The organism is Schaalia hyovaginalis (genome assembly GCF_014208035.1).
GTDB lineage: Bacteria > Actinomycetota > Actinomycetes > Actinomycetales > Actinomycetaceae > Pauljensenia > Pauljensenia hyovaginalis.
In genome coordinates, this window is sequence record NZ_JACHMK010000001.1 from 1,215,073 (window position 1) to 1,238,041 (window position 22,969).

Here is a 22,969-nt window from a genome sequence, read left to right on the forward strand (position 1 = left end):
TGAACGGGGCGGGGCATCCATCGGATGCCCCGCCCCTCGGCTCACCCCAGGGGAGCGCTCCATGAGATCTGCGCGCCCAGTCCGCCGATCCCCGAAGCGAGGGAGAAATCCCCTCCATGCCTGCGCGCCCGCTCCTTCATATTCGCCAGACCGGAGTTCCGGGTCCGGTCCGGGTCGATTCCCCGACCGTCGTCTGCGATCGTGATGGTGATCGATCCGGCCTCGCCGATTCCGAGGACATCGACGGTGACGGCGGCCGCGGTGGCGTGCGCGTGGCGTGCGATGTTCGACAGGCCCTCGCGCACGACGGCGACGATGTCATCGCCCAGGTCGAGGTCGATCCTCGCGTCGATCTGCTCGATCTTCGACCCCTCCGAATCCTCCGCCTCATTGATGGGGGAGCCGTCGAGGGTGATGAGGAGCGAGGGCGCGAAGCCCAGGAGGGAGCGGGTGAGGGAGGCCTCTCTTCGGATGCGCTCGACGAGCGCCACCGCTTGATCCGGCTCGCGCAGATTGTGCACGATCTGGCGGATCTGCCGGACGGCCTCGTCGATGGAGGCGAGCGCTCGGTCGATCGTCCGGTTGAGGGTCTCGGGATTGAGATCGCCCCGGGAGGCTTCCTGCTTGGCGGCATCGAGCTGCATTCCCGTGGCGAAGAGCTGCTGGATCGCGAAGTCGTGCAGGTCTCGGCCGATGCGGTCGCGTTCGTCGAGCAGAGTGGCGAGATCCTCGGCGTGGCGCGCGGAGGCGAGTTCGAGCGCGAGGGCCGCCTGGGAGGCGAGGGATTCGGCCAGGGAGAGTTCGGAGCCGTTGAATTCCGGTTGCCCGATGCGCCGGAGGAGGATGAGGACGCCCGCGGTGTTCCCCCGGGACAGGAGCGGCGCGTAGAGGGCGGGACCGAATGCGGAGAGCTGGGGGACGCGCATCGTCTGGGCGCGGGCCATCGAGTCGACGATCATGCCGGTGCCCTCGTGGAGGACCGACATGGCGCGCCCCTCGGGAGGGAAGACGATGCCGAGGAGCGTATCGGCCAGGTAGCCGTCGATGATCTCCGCCGCCCAGGAGTCCCCGACGGAGGGCAGGACGATGATGGCGGTGTCGGCGCGCGAGACCTCGCGGACGGTGCGGGCGATGAGTTCGAGGGCCTCCTCCTCGTCCGCACCCTCGAGCATCGTGGTCGTGAGGGATTGCGAAGCGGAGATCCAGCGCTCCGTGCGGCGCGCATCCGCATAGAGGTGGGCGTTCTCGACGGCGACGCCGGCGGCGGGGGCGAGGGCGGTGAGGACGTCGACATCGGAGTCGGTGAAGCCGCCGGGCTTGCCCGTCAGGTAGAGGCGGCCGTAGACCTGTTCGTGGACGAGGACGGAGACGCCGATGAAGTCGTCGTCGGCGATGAGCCCGCTGTCCTCGACTGCTGCACCGCGGTCGAGCCGCAGGTGCCCCTTCGCGGGGATCATGGCGATGATCTCAGCGGGCACCGTGGGACCGGCAGGGCCTTCACTGTGCTCGATGAGGAGGGTCGTCGCCCCCCATGTGTCGAGGACTCTCAACGCCCCGTAGGCGGCGCGGGTGAGACGGCAGGCCTGATCGACGAAGCTGCGCAGGGCGGACTTGAGGTCGAGCGTGCTCGTCAGGTCGAGCGCGGCTTCGAGGAGGGCGTGGTCGGTGCGGGCTGTCATTGCTCGTCCTCCTGGGCGAGGGCCCATCGGTAGGGCGCGGATCGTTCGGCGAGCTCGGCGTGAGCCCCTCGGTCGAGGATACGCGCGGGCCCGTCGGGCCCGGGGCCGAGCACGATGATCTCATCGGCGTTCTCGAGGGCCGAGAGCCGGTGCGAGATGAGGAGGATGCCGCGCTCGGCGTCGGAGAGGACATCGGCGATGAGGGCGTCGGCGGTCGAGGCGTCGAGGTGTTCGCCCGCCTCGTCGAGGATGAGGAGAGGAGCGGGGGAGGCGAGGGCGCGTGCGATGAGGAGGCGCCGGCGTTCGCCGCCGGACACCGTCGTGCCCTGCGATCCGATCGGCGTGTGCACGCCTGCGGGCAGCGCATCGATCCACTGCTCCAGGCCGGCTCGGCGCAGCAGCGCCTCGGCTTCATCCTCGCTGAGGGCGCCGTTCGCGACCCGCAGGTTCTCCAGGACCGTCGAGGCGAAGACGTGGGCGTCCTCTGCGGTGACGGTGAGGAGGCGGGAGAGGTCCGTCCGCTCGGCCGCCCAGACATCGGTGCCCCCGATCGTGACCGCGCCCGCCTTGGCGGGGATGAGGCCCGCGAGAGTGAACGCGAGGGTCGTCTTGCCGATTCCGGAGGGGCCGACGAGGGCGAGAGAGCGCCCGGGCTCGAGGTCGAGGTCGATCCCCTCGGCGAGGACCGGGCCCTCGGGCCATCCGATGGCGAGCCCGCGGGCCGACAGCGTCGGCGCGGTGGAAGCCGGGACCGGGTGAGTACCGACGGGGGCGTCGTGGGCGAGGAGCTCGTCGATGCGGGCGGCCGCGTTGGCCGAGCGCACGAGTTGAACCATCGCGGGTGCGAGTTCCGCGGTGCCTTCGAAGGAGGCGAGGGGCGTGAGGACGAGCACCGCCAGCATGACGGGCGCGACGAGCCCGCCGCTTGTCGAGGGGATGCCGATGAGGAGGGCCGCGACGACGGCGACGCCCATCGCGGCGCGGTCGATCCCGGCGGCGAGCGCTGCGAGTCGTGCCGCCCGGTTCGAGGCGTCGACGAGACGGGATTCGCTGTCCGCGATCGCGGAGCGCACTTCATCGATGCGCCCTGCGACTTGCAGTTCCGAGGCGCCTTCGAGCAGGGCGAGGGTGTGAGCCGCGAGCTGCGTGCGCGCCTCGGTCGTGTCGATCTGGGCGATCCTCGCGGCGCGGGAGGAGAGCAGGGGGGCGAGCGCTCCCGAGATCAAGAGGCTGAGGGCGAGGACGAGTCCGCTCGCGGGGGAGACGAGCCCGATGCCGATGACGGTCCCGAGCGCCACGACGGCGGCGACGATCACGGGGAGGAAGGTCTTGACGACGAGGTCGCCGACGTCGTCAACGTCGCGGCCGGTGCGTGCGAGCAGATCGCCGCGCTTGATCGAGGTGAGGGTGTCGATCCGCTGCATCGAGAGGATCCGGTAGAGGTTCTGCCGGAGCGAGTCCATTCCTTCGAGGGCGACCCTGTGGCTCGCGAGTCGCTGGCAGTAGCGCAGCACCGCCCTCGACACCCCGAAGAGCCGGACGGACACGGCGGCGACGGTGAGGAAGAGGACCGGCGGGTGCTCGGAGGCCCGGGCGATGAGCCATGCGGCGGTCGCCGACAGGGCGATCGCGGCGCCGAGGGCGCCCGATCCGAGGAGCACGGAGAGGGCGAAGCCCTTCTTGTCGACCTCGAGCAGGGGGATGATGCGGCGGAGTGCTGCGCGTTCCGGATCGGTGAGGATCTTCATTCGTTCCTCCCGGCGTCGTCGAGGAGCATGGAGTCGTCGAGCAGCCCGGGCAGGTCGACGTCGAAGGAGTGCGGGCCGGCGGGGATCTCGCCGAGAATCGGGTACTCGAGGAGGTCCTCGGCGGTGGCGTGACGCGATTCGATCGTGATCGTGCGGTCCGCGAGTGCGATGAGGGCCGATCGGTGGGCGATGATGAGGACCGTCTTGCCCTGCGATTTGAGCGCATCGAGGGCGCGGGCGATGTCGTCCTGGCTGACGGCGTCGAGGTGGGCGGTGGGTTCGTCGAGGACGACGAGGGGGCTGTCGTCGACGAGGGCGCGCGTGAGGGCGAGCCGCTGGCGCTGTCCGACCGACAGGCCTGTTCCTCCGACGCCGATGCGCGCGTCCCATCCCAGTTCGAGGGAGGCGACGACCTGGTCGAAGCCGGTCTGCCGGGCGGCCGCCCGGAGCTCCTCGTCGAGGGCGGGGCGTGAGAAGTTCTCCAGGATGGTGCCGGGAATGATCGTGGGGCTCTGCGGCACCCATGAGATGCGGGACCACCAGTCGACGAGGTCGACTTCGGACAGATCGACGGGGGCGCCGCCGACGGGCGTCAGGAGGATCCGTCCGCGGGTGGGGGCGAGCAGACCGAGGATCGTGAGGACCGTCGTGGTCTTCCCCGCTCCGGAGCGCCCGACGAGGACGGTGATCGTTCCCGGTTCGATCGATGCGTCGAGGCAGGCCGGAGCCCAGGTCCCGCGCGCGGCGACGCTCAGGCCGTCGATCCTGATAGTGGTCGTCGACGGGTCGGGGGCCTTGAGGCCCTTCGCGTGCTTGGCGCGGGGGGAGTCGGGCCGGGGGAGCTCGATGATCGTGAATGCGGCATCGGCTGCGGCGACCCCGTTGGCGGAGGCGTGGAACTGGGCGCCGACTTGGCGCAGGGGCTCGAAGACCTCGGGGGCGAGCATGATGACGGCCAGTCCGGCCGCCAGGGAGATGTTGCCGTAGACGAGGCGCATGCCGACTTCGACGGCGACGAGGGCGACCGAGATCGTGGCGAGGAATTCGAGGACGGCGCCGGAGAGGAACGCCACGCGCAGAGTCGCCATCGTGGTCCGCGTGTTCTCCTTGCCGAGCTTCTCCAGGTGGGTGCGGGGACCGTCCTGACGGCCGAGGCCGCGCAGGGTGGGCAGGCCCGCCATGAGGTCGAGGAGCTGCGCGCCGAGCTGCTCCATCGCCTGGAGCTTCGCGGTGGACGACTCCTGGGTGAATCGGCCGATGAGGATCATGAAGATCGGGATCAGCGGGACGACGAGGGCTGCGATGAGTCCCGACCAGGGATCGAGGTAGAGCATCACCGCGAGGGCGAGCGGCGTCGCCGTGCAGGTGAGGACGAGCTGGGGGAGGAACTTGACGAAGTAGGGGCCGAGATCGTCGAGGCCGCGTGTGAGCAGGGTGGCGGTTTGCGCGCCGTGGAGTGCGCGCCAGCGGGGGCCGAGTTCCTCCGAGGCGGCGAGGACTTCTTCGCGCAGGTCGCGGATCGCGTGGTCGGCGCCGCGCTGCGCGACGGATTCGCGGGCGGCGGTGAGCAGGCCCCGGGCCAGGACGACGAGGGCGAGGACGCCGATGAGGGGAAGGACATCGCTCAGGGAGCGCCCGCCTTCGATCACCGGTGAAAGGGATGAGGAGATGAGGAGGGCTTGCGCGATGATGGCGAGGGCGATGAGGGTGCCCAGGGCGGCGGTCGCGAGAATCGCTCCTCTGGCTGAACGGGCGTAGGAGAGGAGTCGTGGGTCGAAGGGGCGCACCCGTCTATTGTGCCTCATCGCCTGTGCCTTAAGTCCCGCATGGGCCTGCTCCTTCATCGATTCCTCGTCCCGTGCTCGCGGCTCGAGCGCCCGCAACGGCGGGTGGCCCGGTGCGTGCGCACCGGGCCACCCGTTCCCTGTTCCGGAGGATCAGCCAGCGAGGAAGTTCTCGCCGAGGCGGATCTGCTTGGGCAGGAGGCCCGTGTTGTGGTCGACGTCGTTCACGGAGACGCGCTTGCGGAAGACCCAGTACGACCACGCCGTGTAGGCCAGGACGATCGGGACGAAGCAGAGCGCGACGACCGTCATGACGGTGAGGGTCGGCTGGGACGACGAGGCCTGCGCGATGGTGAGCGAGTAGGCCGGGTCGATCGACGACTTCATGACGTTCGGGGCCATCGCCGAGAAGATCCAGGAGACCGTACCGGCGATCGCGACGATCGAGAACACGAAGGAGAGGCCTTCGCGTCGCAGAGCCTTCTGGGAGAAGGCGGCCGAGGCGATGATCGCGAGGGCCGCGACCAGGAGCGGGATCCATGCGAGGACGTTCGTCGTGTAGGCGAACTGGCCCCACAGGAGGAAGGCCGCTGCGAGGACCGTCGCGAGGACCGTGAGCGGGGCGGCGAGGCCGTTTGCGCGCTCACGGACGTCGCCTTCGGTCTTGAGCGCGAGGAACTGCGCGCCGTGCGCGAGGCAGACCGCGAGGACCGTGAGGCCTCCGAGGATCGTGTACGGCGTGAGGAGGGAGAAGAAACCGCCGGTGAGCTGGTGGGCGGCGACGGCGAGGGAGCCCTCCGCCATGTCGGGGGCGATGACCTGTCCCGCCGCGTCGACGACCTCGATCTTCATGCCCTGGATGAAGTTCGCGAATGCGACGCCGAGGAGGATCGGGACGAGCCAGGCGCAGACCGAGTGGAGGACGTCCCAGGTGTTGCGCCACTTCTCAGTCGCGATCTTCGAGCGCCATTCGAATGCGGAGATGCGGATGATGAGCGCGAAGAGGATGAGGAAGAGGGCGAGGTACATGCCCGAGAACATCGTGGCGTACCACTCGGGGAAGGCGGCGAAGGTCGCGCCGCCGGCGGTGAGGAGCCAGACCTCGTTGCCGTCCCAGTGCGGGCCGATGGTGCGCACGGTCTGAGTGCGCTCTTCGTCGTTCTTCGCGACGATCTTGAGCAGGGCGCCGACGCCGAAGTCGAAGCCCTCGGTGACGAGGTAGGCCGTCCACAGGACGGCGATGAGAACGAACCAGAGGATCGACAGTGTCATGGGAGTCTCCTAGTTCTCAGTAGCCGAAGGCGAGGGCGCCGGCATCGCCGGAGTCCTTCTTGGCCGACGCGGAGTGGATTCCCTCTTGCGCGTAGCGCTTGAGGAGGAGGAACCAGATGACGCCGAGGACGGCGTAGAGGACGGTGAAACCGATGAGCGTGACGAGGACTTGCGCCGCCGGCACGGTGGTCGAGATGCCCGCATCGGTCATGAGGAGCACCGAGCCGACGGGATCGCCCGATTCGAGGCCCTGGAGGTTCGGGACGACCACCCACGGCTGACGGCCGATTTCGGTGAAGATCCAGCCGAAGGTGGCGGCGATGAAGGGGAGGGGGAGGTTGATGAGCGCGAAGACGCCGAGCGCCTTCGAGTCGGAGACCGCTCCCTTGCGGGTCGCCCACAGGCCCCATGCGGCGAGGAGGAAGGCGACCATGCCGAGTCCGATCATGAATCGGAAGGACCAGAAGGTCACCATCTGCGGGGGCCGGAAGTCGTACTGGGCGGCATCGCCGTACTTGGCCGTGAAGTCGGCGTTGGAGTTGAGGAGATCGACCATGCGCTTCTGGATGTCGGCGACGCCCTGAACCTCGGCGGTGAAGGAGTTGTGCGACATGAATGCCGCGACTCCGGGAACTTCGATGAACTTCGTGGGCTGCGCGCCGTCGTCTCCGAGGGGGCAGGAGCCGAATTGGGCGACGGTGAAGGCCGCGCCTTCGGTGTCGACGCAGACGCCCTCGGCGGCCGCCATCTTCATGGGCTGGAGCTCGACGAGCTCCTGACCCTGGAAGTGGCCGGTGGTCGCCGTGCCGATTCCGCCGATGAGGACGACGACGAGGCCGAATCGGGCGATCGGGCGCCAGACCCGCTTCGCCTGCTCGGCGCCCTCGTCGGTGCCGGAGCGCTGCGCGCGGACCATCCACCACAGGGCGATGCCGGCGACGAAGGTGCCGGCGACGAGCCACGAGGAGGTGATGACGTGCGTGTACTCCCAGGCGAGGACCGGGTTGGTGACGACTGCGAGGAAGCCGCCGACCCCGTCGAGTTCGGCCCGGCCCGTTTCGGGGTTGAAGGTCGCGCCGACGGGGTGCTGCATCCAGGAGTTGGCCCCGAGGATCCAGAGGGCGGAGATCGCGGTGCCGATGGCGGTGAGCCAGATGGTCGCGAGGTGCATGCCCTTGGAGAGGCGTCCCCAGCCGAAGATCCACAGTCCGAGGAAGGTGGATTCGAGGAAGAACGCGAGGAGGGCTTCGACGGCCAGGGGGGCGCCGAAGATGTCGCCGACGAAGCGCGAGTACTCGGACCAGTTCATGCCGAACTGGAATTCCTGCACGATGCCGGTGGCGATGCCGAGGGCGAAGTTGATGAGGAGGAGTTTGCCGAAGAAGCGGGTGGCCTGGAGCCAGTGCTCCTGGCCGGTCTTGTGCCATGCGGTCTGCATGATGGCGACCAGCAGCGAGAGGCCGATGGTCAACGGGACGAGGATGAAGTGGTAGACGGTCGTGATGCCGAACTGCCATCGTCCGATCATGACAGAGTCGAGCGCTGCTTGCGCGAGGGTCATGAGTGCTCGCCTTCCCTCAGAAGTGGTTGATGGTTGATCGCTTTCTGACGTTGGTCCTAGGACCATCGTCATATGCTCATGCTTCAGATTAGCGAGCTTGTTCGCGCTTTTGGGGTGCGAGCCGCGATTTTCGGCGTTTTATGACACAGTCATTCATTCCGCCATGAAATCGGGGCCCTCGGACCTTCGTCCCCTCCGTTTCAGAATGCGAACCTGTGACCGGCGCCGCCCGGGTCCGGCATCAACCATGTGCGACAATGGGGGCATCGGACGCCGTGAGCGCACCCTCGCGGCGAGTGCGATGTCGAGGACGCCTTGGCGCCGACATCGGCTCCGCAACTGCGAGCGGACCGTAAGGATTTCCGCCCCTCGCGGGCGAGTACGAGGGCGCGGCCCGGTGCGGGACCGCGACCGGATAATTGGAGAATCGTGACCACCGAGACCAACCAGTCGGCCCCTGAGACCCCCGCGGCTTCGCTGCTCTTCCAGGCGCCGGCGTTCCAGGCCCCCGTTTTCCAGGCGGCCCCGCCCGCCCCGGAGCCGGAGCCCGCAGTCGAAGAGGAATCGCCCAAACCCAAGCGTTCGCGTCGCAAGGCGAAGGAGAGCGCGCTCGAGTCGCCCGAGCCTCTTGCGCAGGAGGCGCCCGAGGCGGAGGCCCCGAAGCGCAAGCGCCGCACGCGCAAGAGCGCCGAGGTCAAGGAGGAGGCGCAGGCTCAGGATTCGGCCGATGAATCGAGCGTCGATTCCGATGCCTTAGGCGCGGCCGAGGCTGATCAGGGCGAGCGCGGCGAGGTCGAAGCCGAAGAAGGCGCCTCGACCAGGCGTCGTCGTCGGCGCCGGACCCGCCCCTCGCTCGCCGAGGAAGAGGGCGATCCGGCCGACCAGGTGACGGCCCTGAAGGGGTCGACGCGCCTGGAGGCCAAGAAGCAGCGCCGCAAGGAGGGCCGCCGCGAGGGCCGGCGCCGCCACGGCATCACCGAATCGGAGTTCCTCGCCCGCCGCGAGTCGGTCAAGCGCGAGATGGTCATCCGGGATCAGGACGGTCTCGACCAGATCGCGATCCTCGAGGACGGCCTGCTCGTCGAGCACTACGTTGCGCGTCGCACCCAGAAGTCGATGGTGGGCAACATCTACCTCGGCCGCGTCCAGAACGTCCTGCCGTCGATGGAGGCCGCCTTCGTCGACATCGGACGAGGGCGCAATGCGGTCCTGTACGCGGGCGAGGTGAACTGGGACGCGGTGGGCCTCGAGGGCAAGCCGCGCCGGATCGAGGCCGCGCTCAAGTCCGGCGATCCCGTCCTCGTCCAGGTGACGAAGGACCCGATCGGGCACAAGGGCGCGCGCCTGACCAGTCAGATCACCTTGGCCGGCCGCTACCTCGTCCTCATCCCGAACGGGTCGATGATGGGGATTTCGCGCAAGCTCCCCGACCGTGAGCGCACGCGCCTGAAGAAGATCCTCAAGGCCGTCGTTCCCGCGGGCTCCGGCGTCATCGTGCGCACCGCCGCCGAGGGGGCCAGCGAAGAGCAGATCCGTGATGATGTCGCGCGCCTGACGAAGCAGTGGGCGGACATCGAGGCGAAGCAGACGCAGACGAAGTCGGCGCCGGTCCTGCTGCGGGGCGAGCCGGAGCTCGCCGTGCGCGTGGTCCGCGACATCTTCAACGAGGACTTCTCCAAGCTCATCGTCGAGGGGCGCGAGACCTTCGGCACGGTGAAGGAGTACGTCGACGAGCTCTCGCCCGAGCTGTCCGATCGCGTCGAGCAGTGGGTGGGAACGGAGGACGCCTTCCACGCGCATCGGATCGATGAGCAGCTCGCGAAGGGCATGGACCGCAAGGTCTGGCTGCCCAGCGGCGGCACGCTCATCATCGACCGCACTGAGGCGATGACCGTCATCGACGTCAATACGGGCAAGTACATCGGCGCGGGCGGCACCCTCGAGGAGACGGTGACGAAGAACAATCTCGAGGCCGCCGAGGAGATCGTCCGTCAGCTGCGCCTTCGCGACATCGGAGGCATCATCATCGTCGACTTCGTCGACATGGTCCTCGAATCGAACCGCGATCTGGTGCTGCGCAGGCTCGTCGAGTGCCTCGGACGGGACCGGACGCGCCACCAGGTCACCGAGATCACGTCGCTCGGCCTGGTCCAGATGACCCGCAAGCGCGTCGGCGAAGGGCTGGTCGAGGCGTTCTCGACGACCTGCGAAGCCTGCGAGGGGCGCGGCTTCATCGTCCACGATCACCCCGTGGAGTCCTCGGGCGCCCATGATCACACCGGCGGCGCCTCCAAGCAGGCGAAGCGGAAGAAGCAGGCCGAGGCGCGTCGTCTTGACGACGACGTCGAGCATGAGAAGGCGAAGCAGGCCCTCTCGGCCATCGCGGCGGCGACCCGGAAATCCGAGGAGCATGCATCTGAGGATGCGGCACCACTCGAATCCGAGCCTCAGGCTTCGAAAGCCGATCAGGAGCGGCCGTCGGAGGCTCCGGAGGGCAGGGGCCCCCGGGCTCGCGACAAGAAGGAGAAGACCCGGACGGAGAATCCGGAGGCTGCGGCCGCGGTCGTCGAGGAGGCTCAGGAGGGTCCTCGTCGCGAAGAACCGGCTGCCCAGCCCCGTGAGGCCCGCCCGAGGCGCAGGCGCCGCGCGGTCGCGACCGGTGTCGTCGATCCCGGTGCGAAGGAAGCCGTGGCCGCTCTGGAGGCCGCCACTGCGAGGGCGGCGATCGAGGCCCCCGAGCCCGGTGCGCCGACCGAGAAGGCGCCTCGAGGGGCGAAGGGTGCTTCGGCCGGGGGTGAGACGGCCGCCTCCGAGGGAGGCGATCCGGCCGAGTCGACTGCGGCGCCGGCGAAGAAGCGCCGTCGCCGTGCGGTGACGAGCGAGTCGATGGAGCCGAAGGCGGCGCCCGCCGTCGAGATCGAGCTCCCGAAGAAGACCGTGCGGGTCGAGAGCGCTCCGCTTCGTTCGACTTCGGAGATCGATCTGCCCGAGGCCCACGCCCCGGTGAAGTCGGCGCCGAAGCGCCGTCGCAGGGTGGCGTCGACCGGAATCATCGACGCGGGCTGATCGGCGCCTTTCCCCTCGGCGTGTCCGGAACTCGCGGGGTGTGGAATCGCACAGTCGAATGGGTGCGATCCGCGCTCCTCCGGGTTGCCCGGACGCGCCGAAATCGGCTAAGTTTGATCGTCGGCGCACCGAGCGCCAGCGGGAGTCCGATTCCCCGCCCAAGAGTTGCGGCGGTCCGGTTCCCGGTCCGTTTTCGAGAAGAGATGAGCTCCAACGTGGTCTACGCGATCGTCAAGGCTGGCGGCCGGCAGGAAAAGGTGTCCGTCGGCGACGTCGTCGTCGTCGACAAGCTTGCCGAGGAAATCGGCTCCAGCATCGAACTTCAGCCTCTGATGCTGGTCGATGGCGATGCCATCACCGTTGACGCTGCCAAGCTGGACAAGGTCACCGTTAAGGCCGAGGTCGTCGACTCCGCCAAGGGGCCGAAGATCTCGATCATCAAGTACAAGAACAAGTCGGGCTACCGCAAGCGCCAGGGCCACCGTCAGAAGATGTCGGTCGTCAAGATCACCGAGATCGCCTGACCTGAGAATCATTCGAGCAGAAAGTAGTTTCTGATGGCACATAAGAAGGGCCTCGGCTCCTCCCGCAACGGCCGCGACTCGAACGCTCAGCGCCTCGGAGTGAAGCGCTACGGCGGCCAGCTCGTCAACGCCGGCGAGATCCTCGTCCGCCAGCGCGGCACCCACTTCCACCCGGGCGACGGCGTCGGCCGCGGCAAGGACGACACCCTGTTCGCGCTTCGCGCGGGCGCGGTCGAGTTCGGCGTCAGGCGCGATCGCAAGGTCGTCAACGTCGTCGAGCCGGTCTCTGCCTGAGACCGACCGCTCGTGGAGGGCGTCCGGCACTGTGCCGGACGCCCTTTTCCACATGATGAGGACGCGCGGCCTCGCAAGCGCACAGCTCGGCGGCGCGCAGGCCGCATCGCCTCGGCACCGAACACCCCCTTTTCGAGCATTCAGGAGACGACATGGCAGACTTCGTCGATCGCGTGACGATTCACGCCTCCGGCGGCAACGGCGGGAACGGCGTTGCCTCCATCAAGCGCGAGAAGTTCAAGCCGCTCGCCGGTCCTGACGGCGGTGACGGCGGCAACGGCGGTTCGGTGATCCTCGAGGTCGACCCTCAGACGACGACGCTGCTCACCTACCATCGTTCGCCTCACCAGCGCGCCCAGTCGGGCACGCCCGGCATGGGCGACTTCCGTCAGGGGAAGAACGGCCGGGACATCGTCCTGCCGGTTCCCGATGGCACCGTCGTGAAATCGACCTCGGGCGAGCTCCTGGCGGATCTGACGGGCGAGGGCGCGCGCTTCGTCGTCGCCGAGGGGGGCAAGGGCGGACTGGGCAATGCGGCGCTCGCCTCCAAGGCGCGCAAGGCCCCCGGTTTCGCGCTGCTCGGCGAGCCCGGTGAGGAGCGCGATGTCGTCCTCGAGCTGAAGTCGGTCGCGGATGTCGCGCTGGTGGGCTTCCCCTCGGCGGGCAAGTCCTCGATCATCGCGGCGATGTCCGCTGCGCGTCCGAAGATCGCCGACTACCCCTTCACGACCCTCATCCCCAACCTCGGGGTCGTTCAGGCGGGGCAGACCCGCTACACGATGGCCGACGTCCCCGGATTGATCCCGGGGGCATCCGCGGGCAAGGGCCTGGGCCTGGACTTCCTGCGCCATATCGAGCGCTGCGGCGTCGTCGTCCACGTCCTCGACACCGCGGCGTACGAGTCGGAGCGCGAGCCCGTCGCGGACTTGAAGACCATCGAGGCGGAGCTCGCCGCCTATCAGGGGGACCTGGGTGAGATCGAGGGTTACGTGCCCCTCATGGACCGCCCCCGCGTCATCGTCCTCAACAAGGTCGACGTGCCCGACGGGCGCGACCTCGCCGAGATCACGCGCCCGGAGCTGGAGGAGTTCGGCTGGCCGATCCATGAGGTGTCGGCCGTGACGCACGAGGGCCTGAAGGAGCTCTCCTTCACGCTCGCGCGCCTCGTCCTCGAGCATCGCGCGAGCCTTCCCGAGCGCGAGGCGGCGCGGCCGGTCATCCGCCCGAAGGCCGTGGGTTCTCGCGATGAGATCACGGTCCGTCAGACCCGCAAGGACGGCGAGGAGGTCTTCCAGGTCCGCGGTCACAAGCCGGAGCGCTGGGTGCTGCAGACCGACTTCACGAACGACGAGGCCATCGGCTACCTGGCCGACCGTCTCGCCGCCGCCGGAGTCGAGGACGCCCTCATCAAGGCGGGCGCCGTCGCGGGAGACACGGTCGTCATCGGCGACCTCGACGGCGGCATCGTCTTCGACTTCGAGCCGACGCTCACGACCGGCCCGGAGCTCCTGGGCCAGCGCGGGACGGACCTGCGCCTCGACCAGTCGAGCCGTCCGACCCGCAAGGAGAAGCGCGAGGTATACCACCAGGTCATGGATGCGAAGGCCGCGGCCCGTGAGGAGCTGTGGACCGAACGCCGCCAGGGCGTGTGGACGGACCCCGATGACGCGCCGAGGAGCGGGAAGTGAGCGATTCGGAACATCCCCGCCTCGACCGGGCGGGCAGGATCGTCATCAAGATCGGCTCCTCGTCGCTGACCAGGGACGACGGGGGCCTCGATCTCAACCGGATCGATTCTGTGGCGCGGCTGGTCGCGAAGTGGCGGACCGAGGGGAGGCAGACGGTCATCGTCTCCTCGGGCGCGGTGGCCGCGGGGCTCGATCCCCTCGGATTCGCCGGCCGGCCGCGCGATTTGGCGAGCGTTCAGGCGGCGGCCGCGATGGGGCAGGGGCTGCTCGTGGCCCGTTGGACTTCGGCCTTCCAGGCGCACCATCTCGATGTCGCGCAGCTGCTCCTGACGACCGAGGACGTGATGCGCCGGGATCATTACACGAACGTGCGGGCCTGTTTGGACAAGCTGCTCGGCCTGGGGGTCGTCCCGATCATCAATGAGAACGACGCGGTGACGACCCGTGAGCTCCGCTTCGGCGACAACGATCGTCTCGCCTCCTACGTCGCACAGATGGTGGTCGCGGACGCGCTGGTCCTGCTCACGGATGTCGACGGCCTGTATTCGGCGCCTCCGAGCCATCCCGGGGCCCGTCTCATCGACGAGGTCCGTTCGACGGATGAGCTGCACGCGGTGCTCGTCACGGGGGCGGGTTCGAAGATCGGTTCGGGCGGCATGGTGACGAAGGTGCAGGCCGCGACGATGGCGGCCTCATCGGGCATCGGGGTGGTGCTCACCTCTGCCGATCGTCTCGCGCAGGTTCTCGCGGGTGAGAAGGTCGGCACGTGGTTCGCGCCCTCCGCTGTGCGTCCGGCGTCGAGGCGCCTGTGGATCGCGCACGCGGCCCCCTCCCGAGGCGAGATCGTCGTCGACGAGGGCGCGGCCCTTGCGATCACGCGGGGGAAGAAGTCCCTGCTCGCCGCGGGCGTCGCGCGCGTGCTCGGGCACTTCGAGTCCGGCGACGTCGTGGAGATCGCGGGGCCGGCGGGGCTGCTCGCCCGGGGCATCGTCTCCTACGATTCGGACACGATCGCCGAGATGGCGGGCTCAACGGCCGAGGATCTGCGCTTGGCCGGTTGGGATCATCCCAAGCCGGTCGTGCATCGCGACGATCTCGCCCCGCTCCTCTGAGCGCCCTCCCTCCCGCCGAAGTCATCACCTTCAGCCGTCGAAAGCATCACCTTCGCTCGTCGAGGGGATCTCCCCGTGGCCGCTGAAAGCGAATGGGAGCGACGAGTGGCCGGACGATCCTCCGGCAGCGCGCCGCACCGGGGAACGGGCTCGCTCGCACGGCGCCCGCCCTCGTGTGCCATGATGGCCGAATGGACGATACTCCTGATATCTCCGGGCGCACCGACGCCGCGCGCCGGGCCGCTCGCGCCCTCGCCACTGCGAAGACCGCGGTGAAGAACGCCGCACTCGAAGCGATCGCCGTGGCGATCGTCGAACGCACCGAGGAGATCCTCGCCGCGAACGCCCGGGACCTCGAAAAAGGCCGGGAGAAGGGCATGCCGGAAGGACTGCTCGACCGCTTGGCGCTGGACGGATACCGGATCGCGGCGATCGCCGACGCCGTCCGCGAGGTGAAGGCGCTGCCGGATCCGGTCGGCGAGGTCATGCGCGGCATGACGAATGAGCTCGGTCTGCGCATCACTCAAGTGCGCGTCCCGATGGGTGTCATCGGCATGATCTACGAGGCGCGGCCCAATGTCACGATCGACGCGGCGGCCCTGGCCCTCAAGTCGGGCAACGCCGTGATCCTGCGCGGCGGCAGTGCGGCCGAGGGATCGAACCGAGCGATCATCTCAGTCATGCGGGATGCGCTCTCATCCGCGGGCCTCCCCGCGGACCTCGTGCAGACCGTGGACGACCTCGGCAGGCCCGGCGCGACCGCGATGATGAGGGCCCGGGGCGGCATCGATGTCCTCATCCCCAGGGGAGGGGCGGGGCTCATCTCCGCAGTGGTCCGAGAATCCATCGTCCCCGTGATCGAAACCGGCACGGGCAACTGCCACGTGTACGTCGATTCGGGTGCCGACCTCGAGGCCGCCGAGCGGATCATCATGAACGCCAAGACGCAGCGGGTCGGCGTGTGCAACGCGGCCGAGACGCTGCTCGTCCACCGCGATGAGGCCGAGCGCTTCCTCCCCGGCGCCCTCACGCGTCTTGCGACCGCGGGCGTGACCCTTCACCTCGACGAGACCAGTCTCGAGATCGCCCGAAGGGACGCCTCGATCGATGAGGCCATGATCGTGCCCGCAGTCGAGGAGGACTGGGCCGCGGAGTACCTGTCGATGGACCTGGCGGTCAGGGTCGTCGATTCGATCGACGAGGCGATCGAGCACATCCGGAGCTACTCCTCGGGGCACACCGAGGCGATCTGCACGCCTTCGCTCGCCTCCGCGAATCGTTTCAGGACGGAGCTGGACTCCGCGGCGATCGCGATCAACGCCTCGACGCGTTTCACCGATGGCGGCCAGCTCGGCCTGGGCGCGGAGATCGGGATCTCAACGCAGAAGCTCCACGCGCGCGGCCCGATGGGCCTGGCGGAACTGACCACGTCGACGTGGATCATCGAGGGCGAGGGGACGGTGCGCCCGTGACGGGGGCGAAGGGGGGTCTCACCCAGGATGAGGGCGTCACGACTTCCGCTGCGAAGGAGTTCTCCGCCGGCCGCCCTCGTCGATCGATCGGCATCATGGGCGGCACCTTCGATCCGATCCACCACGGTCACCTGGTCGCCGCTTCCGAGGTGATGGAGGCGTTCCATCTGGATCAGGTGATCTTCGTGCCGACGGCCATGCAGCCCTTCAAGGCGGGGCGGCGCGTCACCTCGGCGGAGCACCGCTACCTCATGACGGTCGTGGCCACGGCCTCGAATCCGCGCTTCACGGTGTCGCGCGTCGACATCGACAGGGGCGGCACGACCTACACGATCGACACGCTCACGGACCTGAGCGAGGAGTACCCGGAGGGCACGGACTTCTACTTCATCACGGGCGCGGACGCGCTCGCGCAGATCGTCCAGTGGAAGGATTCGGATCGGCTTTTCGAGATGGCGCATTTCATCGGCGTGACCCGCCCGGGCCACACGCTCGACGCCTCGGGCCTGCCGAGCGCCTCGGTGTCCCTGGTCGAGGTGCCCGCGATGGCGATCTCCTCGACGGATTGCCGTGCGCGCGTCGAGGCGGGCAAGCCGGTGTGGTATCTCGTACCCGACGGGGTCGTTCAATACATCAATAAGTATGATCTGTATAAGGAAGTGGACTGATCGGCCCCGGGCCGAGGAGGGGGAAGCGCCGCTGTGCCGGTGTTGACGAGTGATCTGGTGGATGTCGCGGCGAAGGCGGCGTTCGACAAGTTGGCGCAGAACCCGGTGCTCGTGAATGTGGCGGACAGGCTCGCGATCGCGGAGTCCTTCCTCATCGCCTCGGCGTCCTCCGAGCGCCAGGTGCGTTCGATCGGGGAGGAGATCCTCGACCGGGTGGCCGATGAGCTCGGCGTCGAACCGGATCATATCGAGGGGCGCACCGGCAACCGTTGGATCCTGCTCGATTACGGGGAACTCGTCGTCCACGTGCTTCTCGATGAGGAGCGCGACTTCTACCGTTTGGAGAACCTCTGGCCGGACGGGGCGGTCGTGCCCTTGGAGGATCCCGCGCTGAGCGATCCGGCGCGTGAGAGGGTCGGCGCATGAGCGGCGCGTTCGAGGGGGTGCGCGGCGCCTCGAAGATCGTCTTCGTTCGGCACGGGCAGACGGATTTCAATGTGCAGCGCCGTTTTCAGGGGATCATCGATCATCCCCTGAACGATCACGGGCGCGAGCAGGCGCGCAGGGCGGGCGAGGTGCTGGCCAGGCGCATCGCGTCGCCGAGCGCGCAGGTGGGGATGAATGTCGGTGCCGCCGCCTCGGGCGTCGCGCGGATCATCTGCTCCCCGTTATCGAGGGCGCATGAGACTGCTCGGATCCTCGCCGCCGCGCTCTGCGCCGAGGGCGTGAAGGCGGGTGAGCCGAGGGTCGATGAGCGACTCATCGAACGCTGCTACGGCCTTTTCGAGGGCCTCACGGTGGATGAGGCGATCGCGCGACACGAGGGCGAGGTCGCTCAATGGCGTGCGACGGGGGAGTCCGAGGCCGCCGGGGTGGAGGCCTCGGATCGTGTCGGGCGCAGGATCATGGATGCTGCGCTGGATGCGGCCGCGTCTGCGCCCGAGGGGTCGACGCTCGTCGTCGTGTCGCACGGCGCGGCGATCTCGCGCGGGCTTGTCACCTTCATGGGCTTGAATCCTCTGAGCTTCGATGCTCTGCGGGGCCTGGACAACTGCCATTGGTCGGAGCTGGCCTGTGTGGGCGGGGGAGGCTCGGGCGCGTCCGGGGCTCCGGCATGGCGTTTGACCTCGCACAATGTCGGCTATCGCGAGGACGTGCTCGGAGCGTGAGCGGGTGTGTCGTCGGACTCGGGGCGGTGAGGCGCGCCGAATCGAATGTGTGGTGACCAGCACAGACCTTCGATTTTACGAATCGGCATTGCGCCCGCTATGCTTAACGGGTCGCCGCAACGGGGACGATAAATGAAGACGGGGCTATGGCGCAGTTGGTAGCGCGCTTCCATGGCATGGAAGAGGTCAGGGGTTCGAATCCCCTTAGCTCCACAAGCGAACCGCGGATCCGGTGGGTCCGCGGTTCTTCGTTTCCGGGCGCGGCCGTGAGTCCGATTCGCGTATCCGGCTTGCCGCGTCGCTTCTGGTGCTCCTTTCGCGGGCCGGGATTCCCGTCGGCGAGAACCTCTTGACAGCCCGTTCCCGTCTGCCTACTCTCGTTTCATCCACTTAATTACCGACTGGTTAATAAGTGTGTTCGCCTCGGACGCGCCGCTCGTCGGATCGGCTCCATGATGCCGAGCGTGACCGCGGCCCGTCCGGCAATGACGACGATGACGACGAAGGAGCCCGATATGAACCCCTGATCTCCGGATTCCACCCTGACCCGAGCGTCTGCCGCGTTGGCGAGGACTACTACCTCGTGAGCTCGACCTTCGAATACCTCCCGGGCATCCCGATCTACCACTCGAGGGACATGGAGAACTTCGAACTCCTCACCCATGTCATTGTCCGCGACGGCCAGTCCGGCGTGAAGGGCGTGCCGACCGGCGGAGGCATCTGGGCGCCGACGATCCGCCATCATGACGGCCTCTTCTACCTCGTCGTCCCCGACATGATGGGGACGGGGCGCGGGAACGTCCTCTTCACGGCCGAGGATCCGGCGGGTTCCTGGTCGGACGGCGTCGTCATGGATGTGCTCGGCATCGATCCCGACATCGCCAGGGACGAGGAGGGCGCCTGCTACGTCACGATGTCCGGCTTCCTCCTCGATGAGGAGACGAACACTCCTGGTCCACCAGGGCATCACCCAGGTCGAGTTCGATCCGGCGACGGGCAAGGAGCTCACGAAGCAGAAGCGCCTGTGGTCGGGCACGGGCGGCATGTTCCCCGAGGCGCCGCACCTCTACCGGATCGGCGATTACTGGTATCTCATGATCGCCGAGGGCGGGACCGAGCGCGGGCACTCCGTGTCGATCGCGCGCGGTCCTCGCCCCGACGGGCCCTTCACGGGCGCTCCCCACAACCCTCTCGTGACGGCGAGGGGCACGGATCGTCCCGTCCAGAACTCCGGGCATGGCGACTTGGTCCAGCTCGGCGACGGATCGTGGGGGATGGTCCTCCTCGGCACGCGCCCGCGCTCGATGACCCGGGCCTTCGCCCCGATCGGTCGGGAGACCTTCTTCACTCCGGTGACCTGGGTCGATGGCTGGCCGCATGTTGAGCCGGTGAGGCTCGCCGAGCGCCGTCCGGCCGAGGACCTTGCGATCACCTTCCCGAGCGAGGCCCCCTCCTCGCTCCACTGATTCGACGGCGAGCTCATCTCCGTGCGGGCCTTCCCCTGGGAGATCGTCGATCTTGAGGCGAGGCCGGGCTTCGCCCGGATCGAAGGCGCCGGCGTCGGCATGGAGGATGCGCACTCGCGCTTCCTCGGCATGCGCGTACGCACCGAGGAGGTGGTCTTCACCGCCGCCCTCGACCTCTCCGAGGGCGTGGGCGGCATCTGCCTGCGTTACGAGGAGGGGGCGCGTCTGGAGATCGAGGTCGCGAGCGGGGTTGCGACTGCGACCATGACGATCCGCGGTCTCACCTAGTCGTGGAGCCGCGCCCTCATCTGCGAGGCCTCGTCCGTCGCGCTGCGCATCAGTGCCGAAGCCCCGCAAGCGGGCAAGGCCGTCATCGGCGCGTCATGCGATCGCCTCTTCGCGCAGATCCGCGAGGGCGGGGAGTGGGTGACGATCGGAGCGGTCGACGGCGCATTCCTCTCGAGTGACTTCACGGAGTCCTTCGCGGGGCGCGTGATCGGGGCTTACGCCCGATCTGGCAGGGTCGACGTCGAGCGCTTCAACTACCGAGGGCGGGACGTCGAGCGCTGAGCGCGCGGCGGGCTATGTGCTGAACGGCCCCGGGCCCCGCGCGGGGTCCGGGGCCGTGTCTCGTCATCGTTTGCAAGTAGTTAAGGATTCAACTAATCTGGGTGCCGGGCAGGAACTGCACTGCATCGACAACGAACAAAGGAACCCTCATGACCGACTTCCCCGCCCTCTCCGGCACCTGGGTGATCGACCCCGCCCACTCCTCCTTCAACTTCACCGCCCGCCACGCGATGGTCACCAAGGTCCGCGGCAGGTTCGCCGACATTGCCGGCGAGATCGTCATCGACGGCGAGAATCCGAACGCCTCCTCCGTCACCGCGACCGCTCAGGCCGCCTCCATCGACACCGGCAACGCCCAGCGCGACGGCCACCTCCGCACCGGCGACTTCCTCGAGGCCGAGACCTACCCCGAGCTCTCCTTCACCTCGACCGAGGTCGAGGTCGAGGGCGACGAGGTCACCGTCACCGGCGACCTCACCATCAAGGGCGTGACGAAGACCTTCACGGTCGAGCTCGACTGGGAGGGCCCCGCCAAGGACCACATGGGCAACGAGCGCCTCGGCTTCGAGGGCAAGTTCGAGATCAACCGCACCGACTTCGGCGTCAACTTCAACGCCGCGCTCGAGACCGGCGGCGTCCTCGTCTCCGAGAAGGTTGTCATCACCCTCGACGTCTCGGCCGTCCGCGCCTGATCGACGTGCCGCCCGGCGTGCGCGAGCGCTGAGCCGACACTAACCGCGCCCGATGCCCACACGGCATCGGGCGCCGCTCTTCTCTTCGGCCCGAGCCTTCGTCGATACGTGCGTCATCCGCCCTTGTCCCTGCGTGTGGGCGCGCCGGAGCATCGCGACCTCGGGTTTGGCGAGTGTTGTGACGCACGAATGGACAAGGCGTCATAGGCGCCCGCGGGCGGTGAACTCCGCGGCGATCTTCTCGCTTGAGGCGCCCTTCGCGACGAGAAGATGGAGAAGGAGGCGCGACTTGCGGGCGTCGAGCCACCCCGCGCCGATGAGGCCACGGCGAAGGAGGTCGACCTCCGACCCGGGATACCCGTAGGAGTTCCGCGTGGTTGTGCCCCCTCCGGTGCGCGAGGCGAAGACGACGGGGATCCCGGCGCGCACCGCCTCCTCGGCGGCATCAGCCATCGGGACGGGCACATGACCCGAGCCCATCGCCGACACGACGATGCCCCTCGGGCGGGTCGAGATCGCAGCGCGAAGGAGCTCCCCGTCATCGTCGAGCGCCGCCATAATGATCGGGATCCGCGGTTCGGACTTATCGGGCAGGGGGAGCGGGGCCATCCGATCAAGCGGACGGTAGGCGGAGACGACGCGGCCCTCGACGAACTTCGCGACCGGGCCCCAGGAGGCTGAACGGAATGCCGCGAGCGCATTCGCATCGACCTTCGTCACGAGCGATGCGAGATGGGCCTCATCATTGAGAACGGCGAGAACGCCTATCGCGCGCATCCGCTCATCGCTCGCAACGCGCACCGCTGCGAGGAGATTCCCCATGCCCTCAGCCCCCGCATCATCGCTCGCCCGCATCGCGCCCGTCACGACGAGCGGCTCGTCCCTCGACCACAGGAGATCGAGGAGGTAGGCGACCTCTTCGAGGGTGTCGGTTCCCTGGACGATAACGACGCCGCAGGCGCCCTCGTCCACCGAGGACTCGGCGAAACTCAAGACCTCAAGGACATGGGCGAGCCTGAGCTGTGGCGAACCGACACGCAGGAGCGTCCTCGATCGGATCTCGAGGTCGTCCGCCCACAGGGCGAGGGGCGCGGCGAGATCCTCGCCATTGATCGTCGGGGTCGCCGGACCGTCCGGATGAGCGGAGGACATGGAGATTGTCCCACCGGTCGTCCCGATCGCGACGATCCGCCTCATGATGTCCCCTTCTCCCGATGCTCGACGTCGATCATCCTACGAGTTAGGCCCGTGCGACACTGGAGCCGCCCACACCGTCAGACAAGGGGGACATGTGCTCGCTCGCTCGCTTCGCCTCATCGCCTCGCTCGCGCTCTTCGCGGCGGTCGTGAGGACCGCCTCACTCGGCGCGAGCGTCCTCCTCGAACTCCATCCGGCGACGATCCTCTGGCTCCTCGTCGCTGCGCTCATCGCGGTCCTCGTCCTCTTCGACGCGGCGCTGCACGGGAGCGGCGCGCCGAAGAGCGCCCCGAAGAGGTTCCGCCTCCTCCCCTCGATCATCGTCTCCGTCCTCGTCCTCGTCCTCGCGGGGGCGACCTGGTGGCTGCGCCCGATGCCCGCGACGGTCGAGGTCGCAACCGCCGAGGGCGTCTCGGTCGAGGAGACGTCGACCGAGATCGCCCTCAACGCCGACCGCGGTCTCACCCGCGGCTTCATCGTCCAGCCCGGAGCGAAGGTCGCCCCGGCCGCGTACGCACCGATCCTTTCCGAGCTCGCCTCCCGCTGCGAGTGCATGATCGTCCTCATCAAGCAGCCACTCCAAGTCGGTTTCCTCGCCGCTTCCGCACCCGAGGACATCATCGCCGCCCACCCGGAGGTGACGAACTGGGCGATCGGCGGCCACTCGCTCGGCGGGGTCGTCGCCTCGCGCAGCGCCCAGGAGGATGAACGGATCGACGAGCTCATCCTCTGGGCGTCCTACCCCTCCGAGGCGGTGACGCGCGAGGGCCTTCAGGTCGCCTCGATCTGGGGGAGCGAAGACGGGCTCGCCACGGGGGAGAAGCGAGAGGAGACGGCCGGACTCCTTCCGGCCGACGCAACCGTCACGGTCATCGAGGGCGGCATCCACTCCTTCTTCGGCGACTACGGGATCCAATCCGGAGACGGGAACGCGACGATTCCACGTGAGGCGGCGCAGGGCCAGATCGTCGAGGCGACCCTCGCCGCGCTCGCCGGCTGAGGGGAGG

The 22,969-nt window shown here is 68.4% G+C and carries 20 protein-coding genes, 1 tRNA gene and 1 pseudogene; 16 read left to right on the forward strand and 6 right to left on the reverse strand.

Annotated elements, in window-relative coordinates:
• Positions 1-41: 41 nt before the first annotated feature.
• From HD592_RS05250 to HD592_RS05270, 5 genes are all read right to left on the reverse strand, one after another.
• Positions 42-1,679 (reverse strand): sensor histidine kinase, encoded by a 1,638-nt coding sequence (locus HD592_RS05250; RefSeq protein ID WP_154478599.1) that lies wholly within the window; start codon positions 1,677-1,679, stop codon positions 42-44.
• Positions 1,676-3,427 (reverse strand): thiol reductant ABC exporter subunit CydC, encoded by a 1,752-nt coding sequence (gene cydC / locus HD592_RS05255; protein WP_184452393.1) that lies wholly within the window; start codon positions 3,425-3,427, stop codon positions 1,676-1,678. The genes HD592_RS05250 and cydC overlap by 4 nt, the downstream gene beginning before the upstream one ends.
• Positions 3,424-5,232: a thiol reductant ABC exporter subunit CydD gene (gene cydD / locus HD592_RS05260; RefSeq protein WP_221437819.1), complete on the reverse strand. Its 1,809-nt coding sequence runs from the start codon at positions 5,230-5,232 to the stop codon at positions 3,424-3,426. The genes cydC and cydD overlap by 4 nt, the downstream gene beginning before the upstream one ends.
• 132 nt (positions 5,233-5,364) lie before the next feature.
• Positions 5,365-6,483 carry a cytochrome d ubiquinol oxidase subunit II gene (cydB, locus tag HD592_RS05265; protein WP_184452394.1) on the reverse strand — a complete coding sequence of 373 codons (1,119 nt, stop codon included), beginning with the start codon at positions 6,481-6,483 and terminating at the stop codon, positions 5,365-5,367.
• Positions 6,484-6,499: 16 nt separating this feature from the next.
• Positions 6,500-8,044, reverse strand: coding sequence for a cytochrome ubiquinol oxidase subunit I (locus HD592_RS05270; protein WP_154478591.1), 1,545 nt, complete (start codon positions 8,042-8,044; stop codon positions 6,500-6,502).
• A 429-nt stretch (positions 8,045-8,473) separates the two neighbouring features.
• Between HD592_RS05270 and HD592_RS05275 the strand changes: the two genes are divergently transcribed.
• The 15 genes and pseudogenes from HD592_RS05275 (at position 8,474) to HD592_RS05330 (ending at position 20,765) form a co-directional block, all read left to right on the forward strand.
• A complete protein-coding gene (locus HD592_RS05275; RefSeq protein WP_184452395.1) occupies positions 8,474-11,110 on the forward strand; it encodes an Rne/Rng family ribonuclease in 2,637 nt (878 codons plus the stop codon).
• A 203-nt stretch (positions 11,111-11,313) separates the two neighbouring features.
• A complete protein-coding gene (gene rplU, locus HD592_RS05280) occupies positions 11,314-11,634 on the forward strand; it encodes a 50S ribosomal protein L21 (RefSeq protein ID WP_154478589.1) in 321 nt (106 codons plus the stop codon).
• 33 nt (positions 11,635-11,667) lie between these two features.
• Positions 11,668-11,928, forward strand: coding sequence for a 50S ribosomal protein L27 (rpmA, locus tag HD592_RS05285; RefSeq protein ID WP_154478587.1), 261 nt, complete (start codon positions 11,668-11,670; stop codon positions 11,926-11,928).
• Positions 11,929-12,080: 152 nt separating this feature from the next.
• Positions 12,081-13,616, forward strand: a complete 1,536-nt coding sequence (gene obgE, locus HD592_RS05290) for a GTPase ObgE (RefSeq protein ID WP_184452396.1) — start codon at positions 12,081-12,083, stop codon at positions 13,614-13,616.
• Positions 13,613-14,728: a glutamate 5-kinase gene (gene proB, locus HD592_RS05295; RefSeq protein ID WP_184452397.1), complete on the forward strand. Its 1,116-nt coding sequence runs from the start codon at positions 13,613-13,615 to the stop codon at positions 14,726-14,728. Before obgE ends, proB begins: the two co-directional genes overlap by 4 nt.
• 191 nt (positions 14,729-14,919) lie before the next feature.
• Positions 14,920-16,200 carry a glutamate-5-semialdehyde dehydrogenase gene (locus HD592_RS05300; protein WP_184452398.1) on the forward strand — a complete coding sequence of 427 codons (1,281 nt, stop codon included), beginning with the start codon at positions 14,920-14,922 and terminating at the stop codon, positions 16,198-16,200.
• Positions 16,201-16,286: 86 nt separating this feature from the next.
• Positions 16,287-16,868: a nicotinate-nucleotide adenylyltransferase gene (gene nadD / locus HD592_RS05305; RefSeq protein WP_277298859.1), complete on the forward strand. Its 582-nt coding sequence runs from the start codon at positions 16,287-16,289 to the stop codon at positions 16,866-16,868.
• Positions 16,869-16,907: 39 nt separating this feature from the next.
• A complete protein-coding gene (gene rsfS, locus HD592_RS05310; RefSeq protein WP_320657840.1) occupies positions 16,908-17,294 on the forward strand; it encodes a ribosome silencing factor in 387 nt (128 codons plus the stop codon).
• The gene (locus tag HD592_RS05315; protein WP_184452401.1) at positions 17,291-18,037 is read left to right on the forward strand and encodes a histidine phosphatase family protein; all 747 of its coding nucleotides are present in this window, start codon (positions 17,291-17,293) and stop codon (positions 18,035-18,037) included. Before rsfS ends, HD592_RS05315 begins: the two co-directional genes overlap by 4 nt.
• 140 nt (positions 18,038-18,177) lie before the next feature.
• Positions 18,178-18,250: transfer RNA gene (locus HD592_RS05320), tRNA-Ala, on the forward strand.
• Positions 18,251-18,449: 199 nt separating this feature from the next.
• Positions 18,450-18,902 (forward strand): annotated as a pseudogene (locus HD592_RS12590) (family 43 glycosylhydrolase); the annotation flags it as partial.
• A 67-nt stretch (positions 18,903-18,969) separates the two neighbouring features.
• Positions 18,970-19,503 (forward strand): family 43 glycosylhydrolase, encoded by a 534-nt coding sequence (locus tag HD592_RS12350; protein WP_221437820.1) that lies wholly within the window; start codon positions 18,970-18,972, stop codon positions 19,501-19,503.
• Between the two features lie 21 nt (positions 19,504-19,524).
• Positions 19,525-19,791 carry a hypothetical protein gene (locus HD592_RS11900; RefSeq protein ID WP_221437821.1) on the forward strand — a complete coding sequence of 89 codons (267 nt, stop codon included), beginning with the start codon at positions 19,525-19,527 and terminating at the stop codon, positions 19,789-19,791.
• 138 nt (positions 19,792-19,929) lie between these two features.
• Positions 19,930-20,073 (forward strand): hypothetical protein, encoded by a 144-nt coding sequence (locus tag HD592_RS11905; protein WP_221437822.1) that lies wholly within the window; start codon positions 19,930-19,932, stop codon positions 20,071-20,073.
• Between the two features lie 149 nt (positions 20,074-20,222).
• The gene (locus tag HD592_RS05330; RefSeq protein ID WP_184452402.1) at positions 20,223-20,765 is read left to right on the forward strand and encodes a YceI family protein; all 543 of its coding nucleotides are present in this window, start codon (positions 20,223-20,225) and stop codon (positions 20,763-20,765) included.
• A gap of 201 nt (positions 20,766-20,966) precedes the next feature.
• Here the strand turns inward: HD592_RS05330 and HD592_RS05335 are convergent, their stop codons facing one another.
• Entirely contained in the window at positions 20,967-21,962 is a 996-nt protein-coding gene (locus HD592_RS05335; protein WP_184452403.1) for an asparaginase, read from the reverse strand.
• 94 nt (positions 21,963-22,056) lie between these two features.
• On the opposite strand from HD592_RS05335, the gene HD592_RS05340 reads away from it, so the two are divergent.
• On the forward strand, positions 22,057-22,962 hold the full coding sequence (locus HD592_RS05340; protein ID WP_184452404.1) for an alpha/beta hydrolase: 906 nt from the start codon (positions 22,057-22,059) through the stop codon (positions 22,960-22,962).
• The last annotated feature ends 7 nt before the right edge of the window (positions 22,963-22,969 follow it).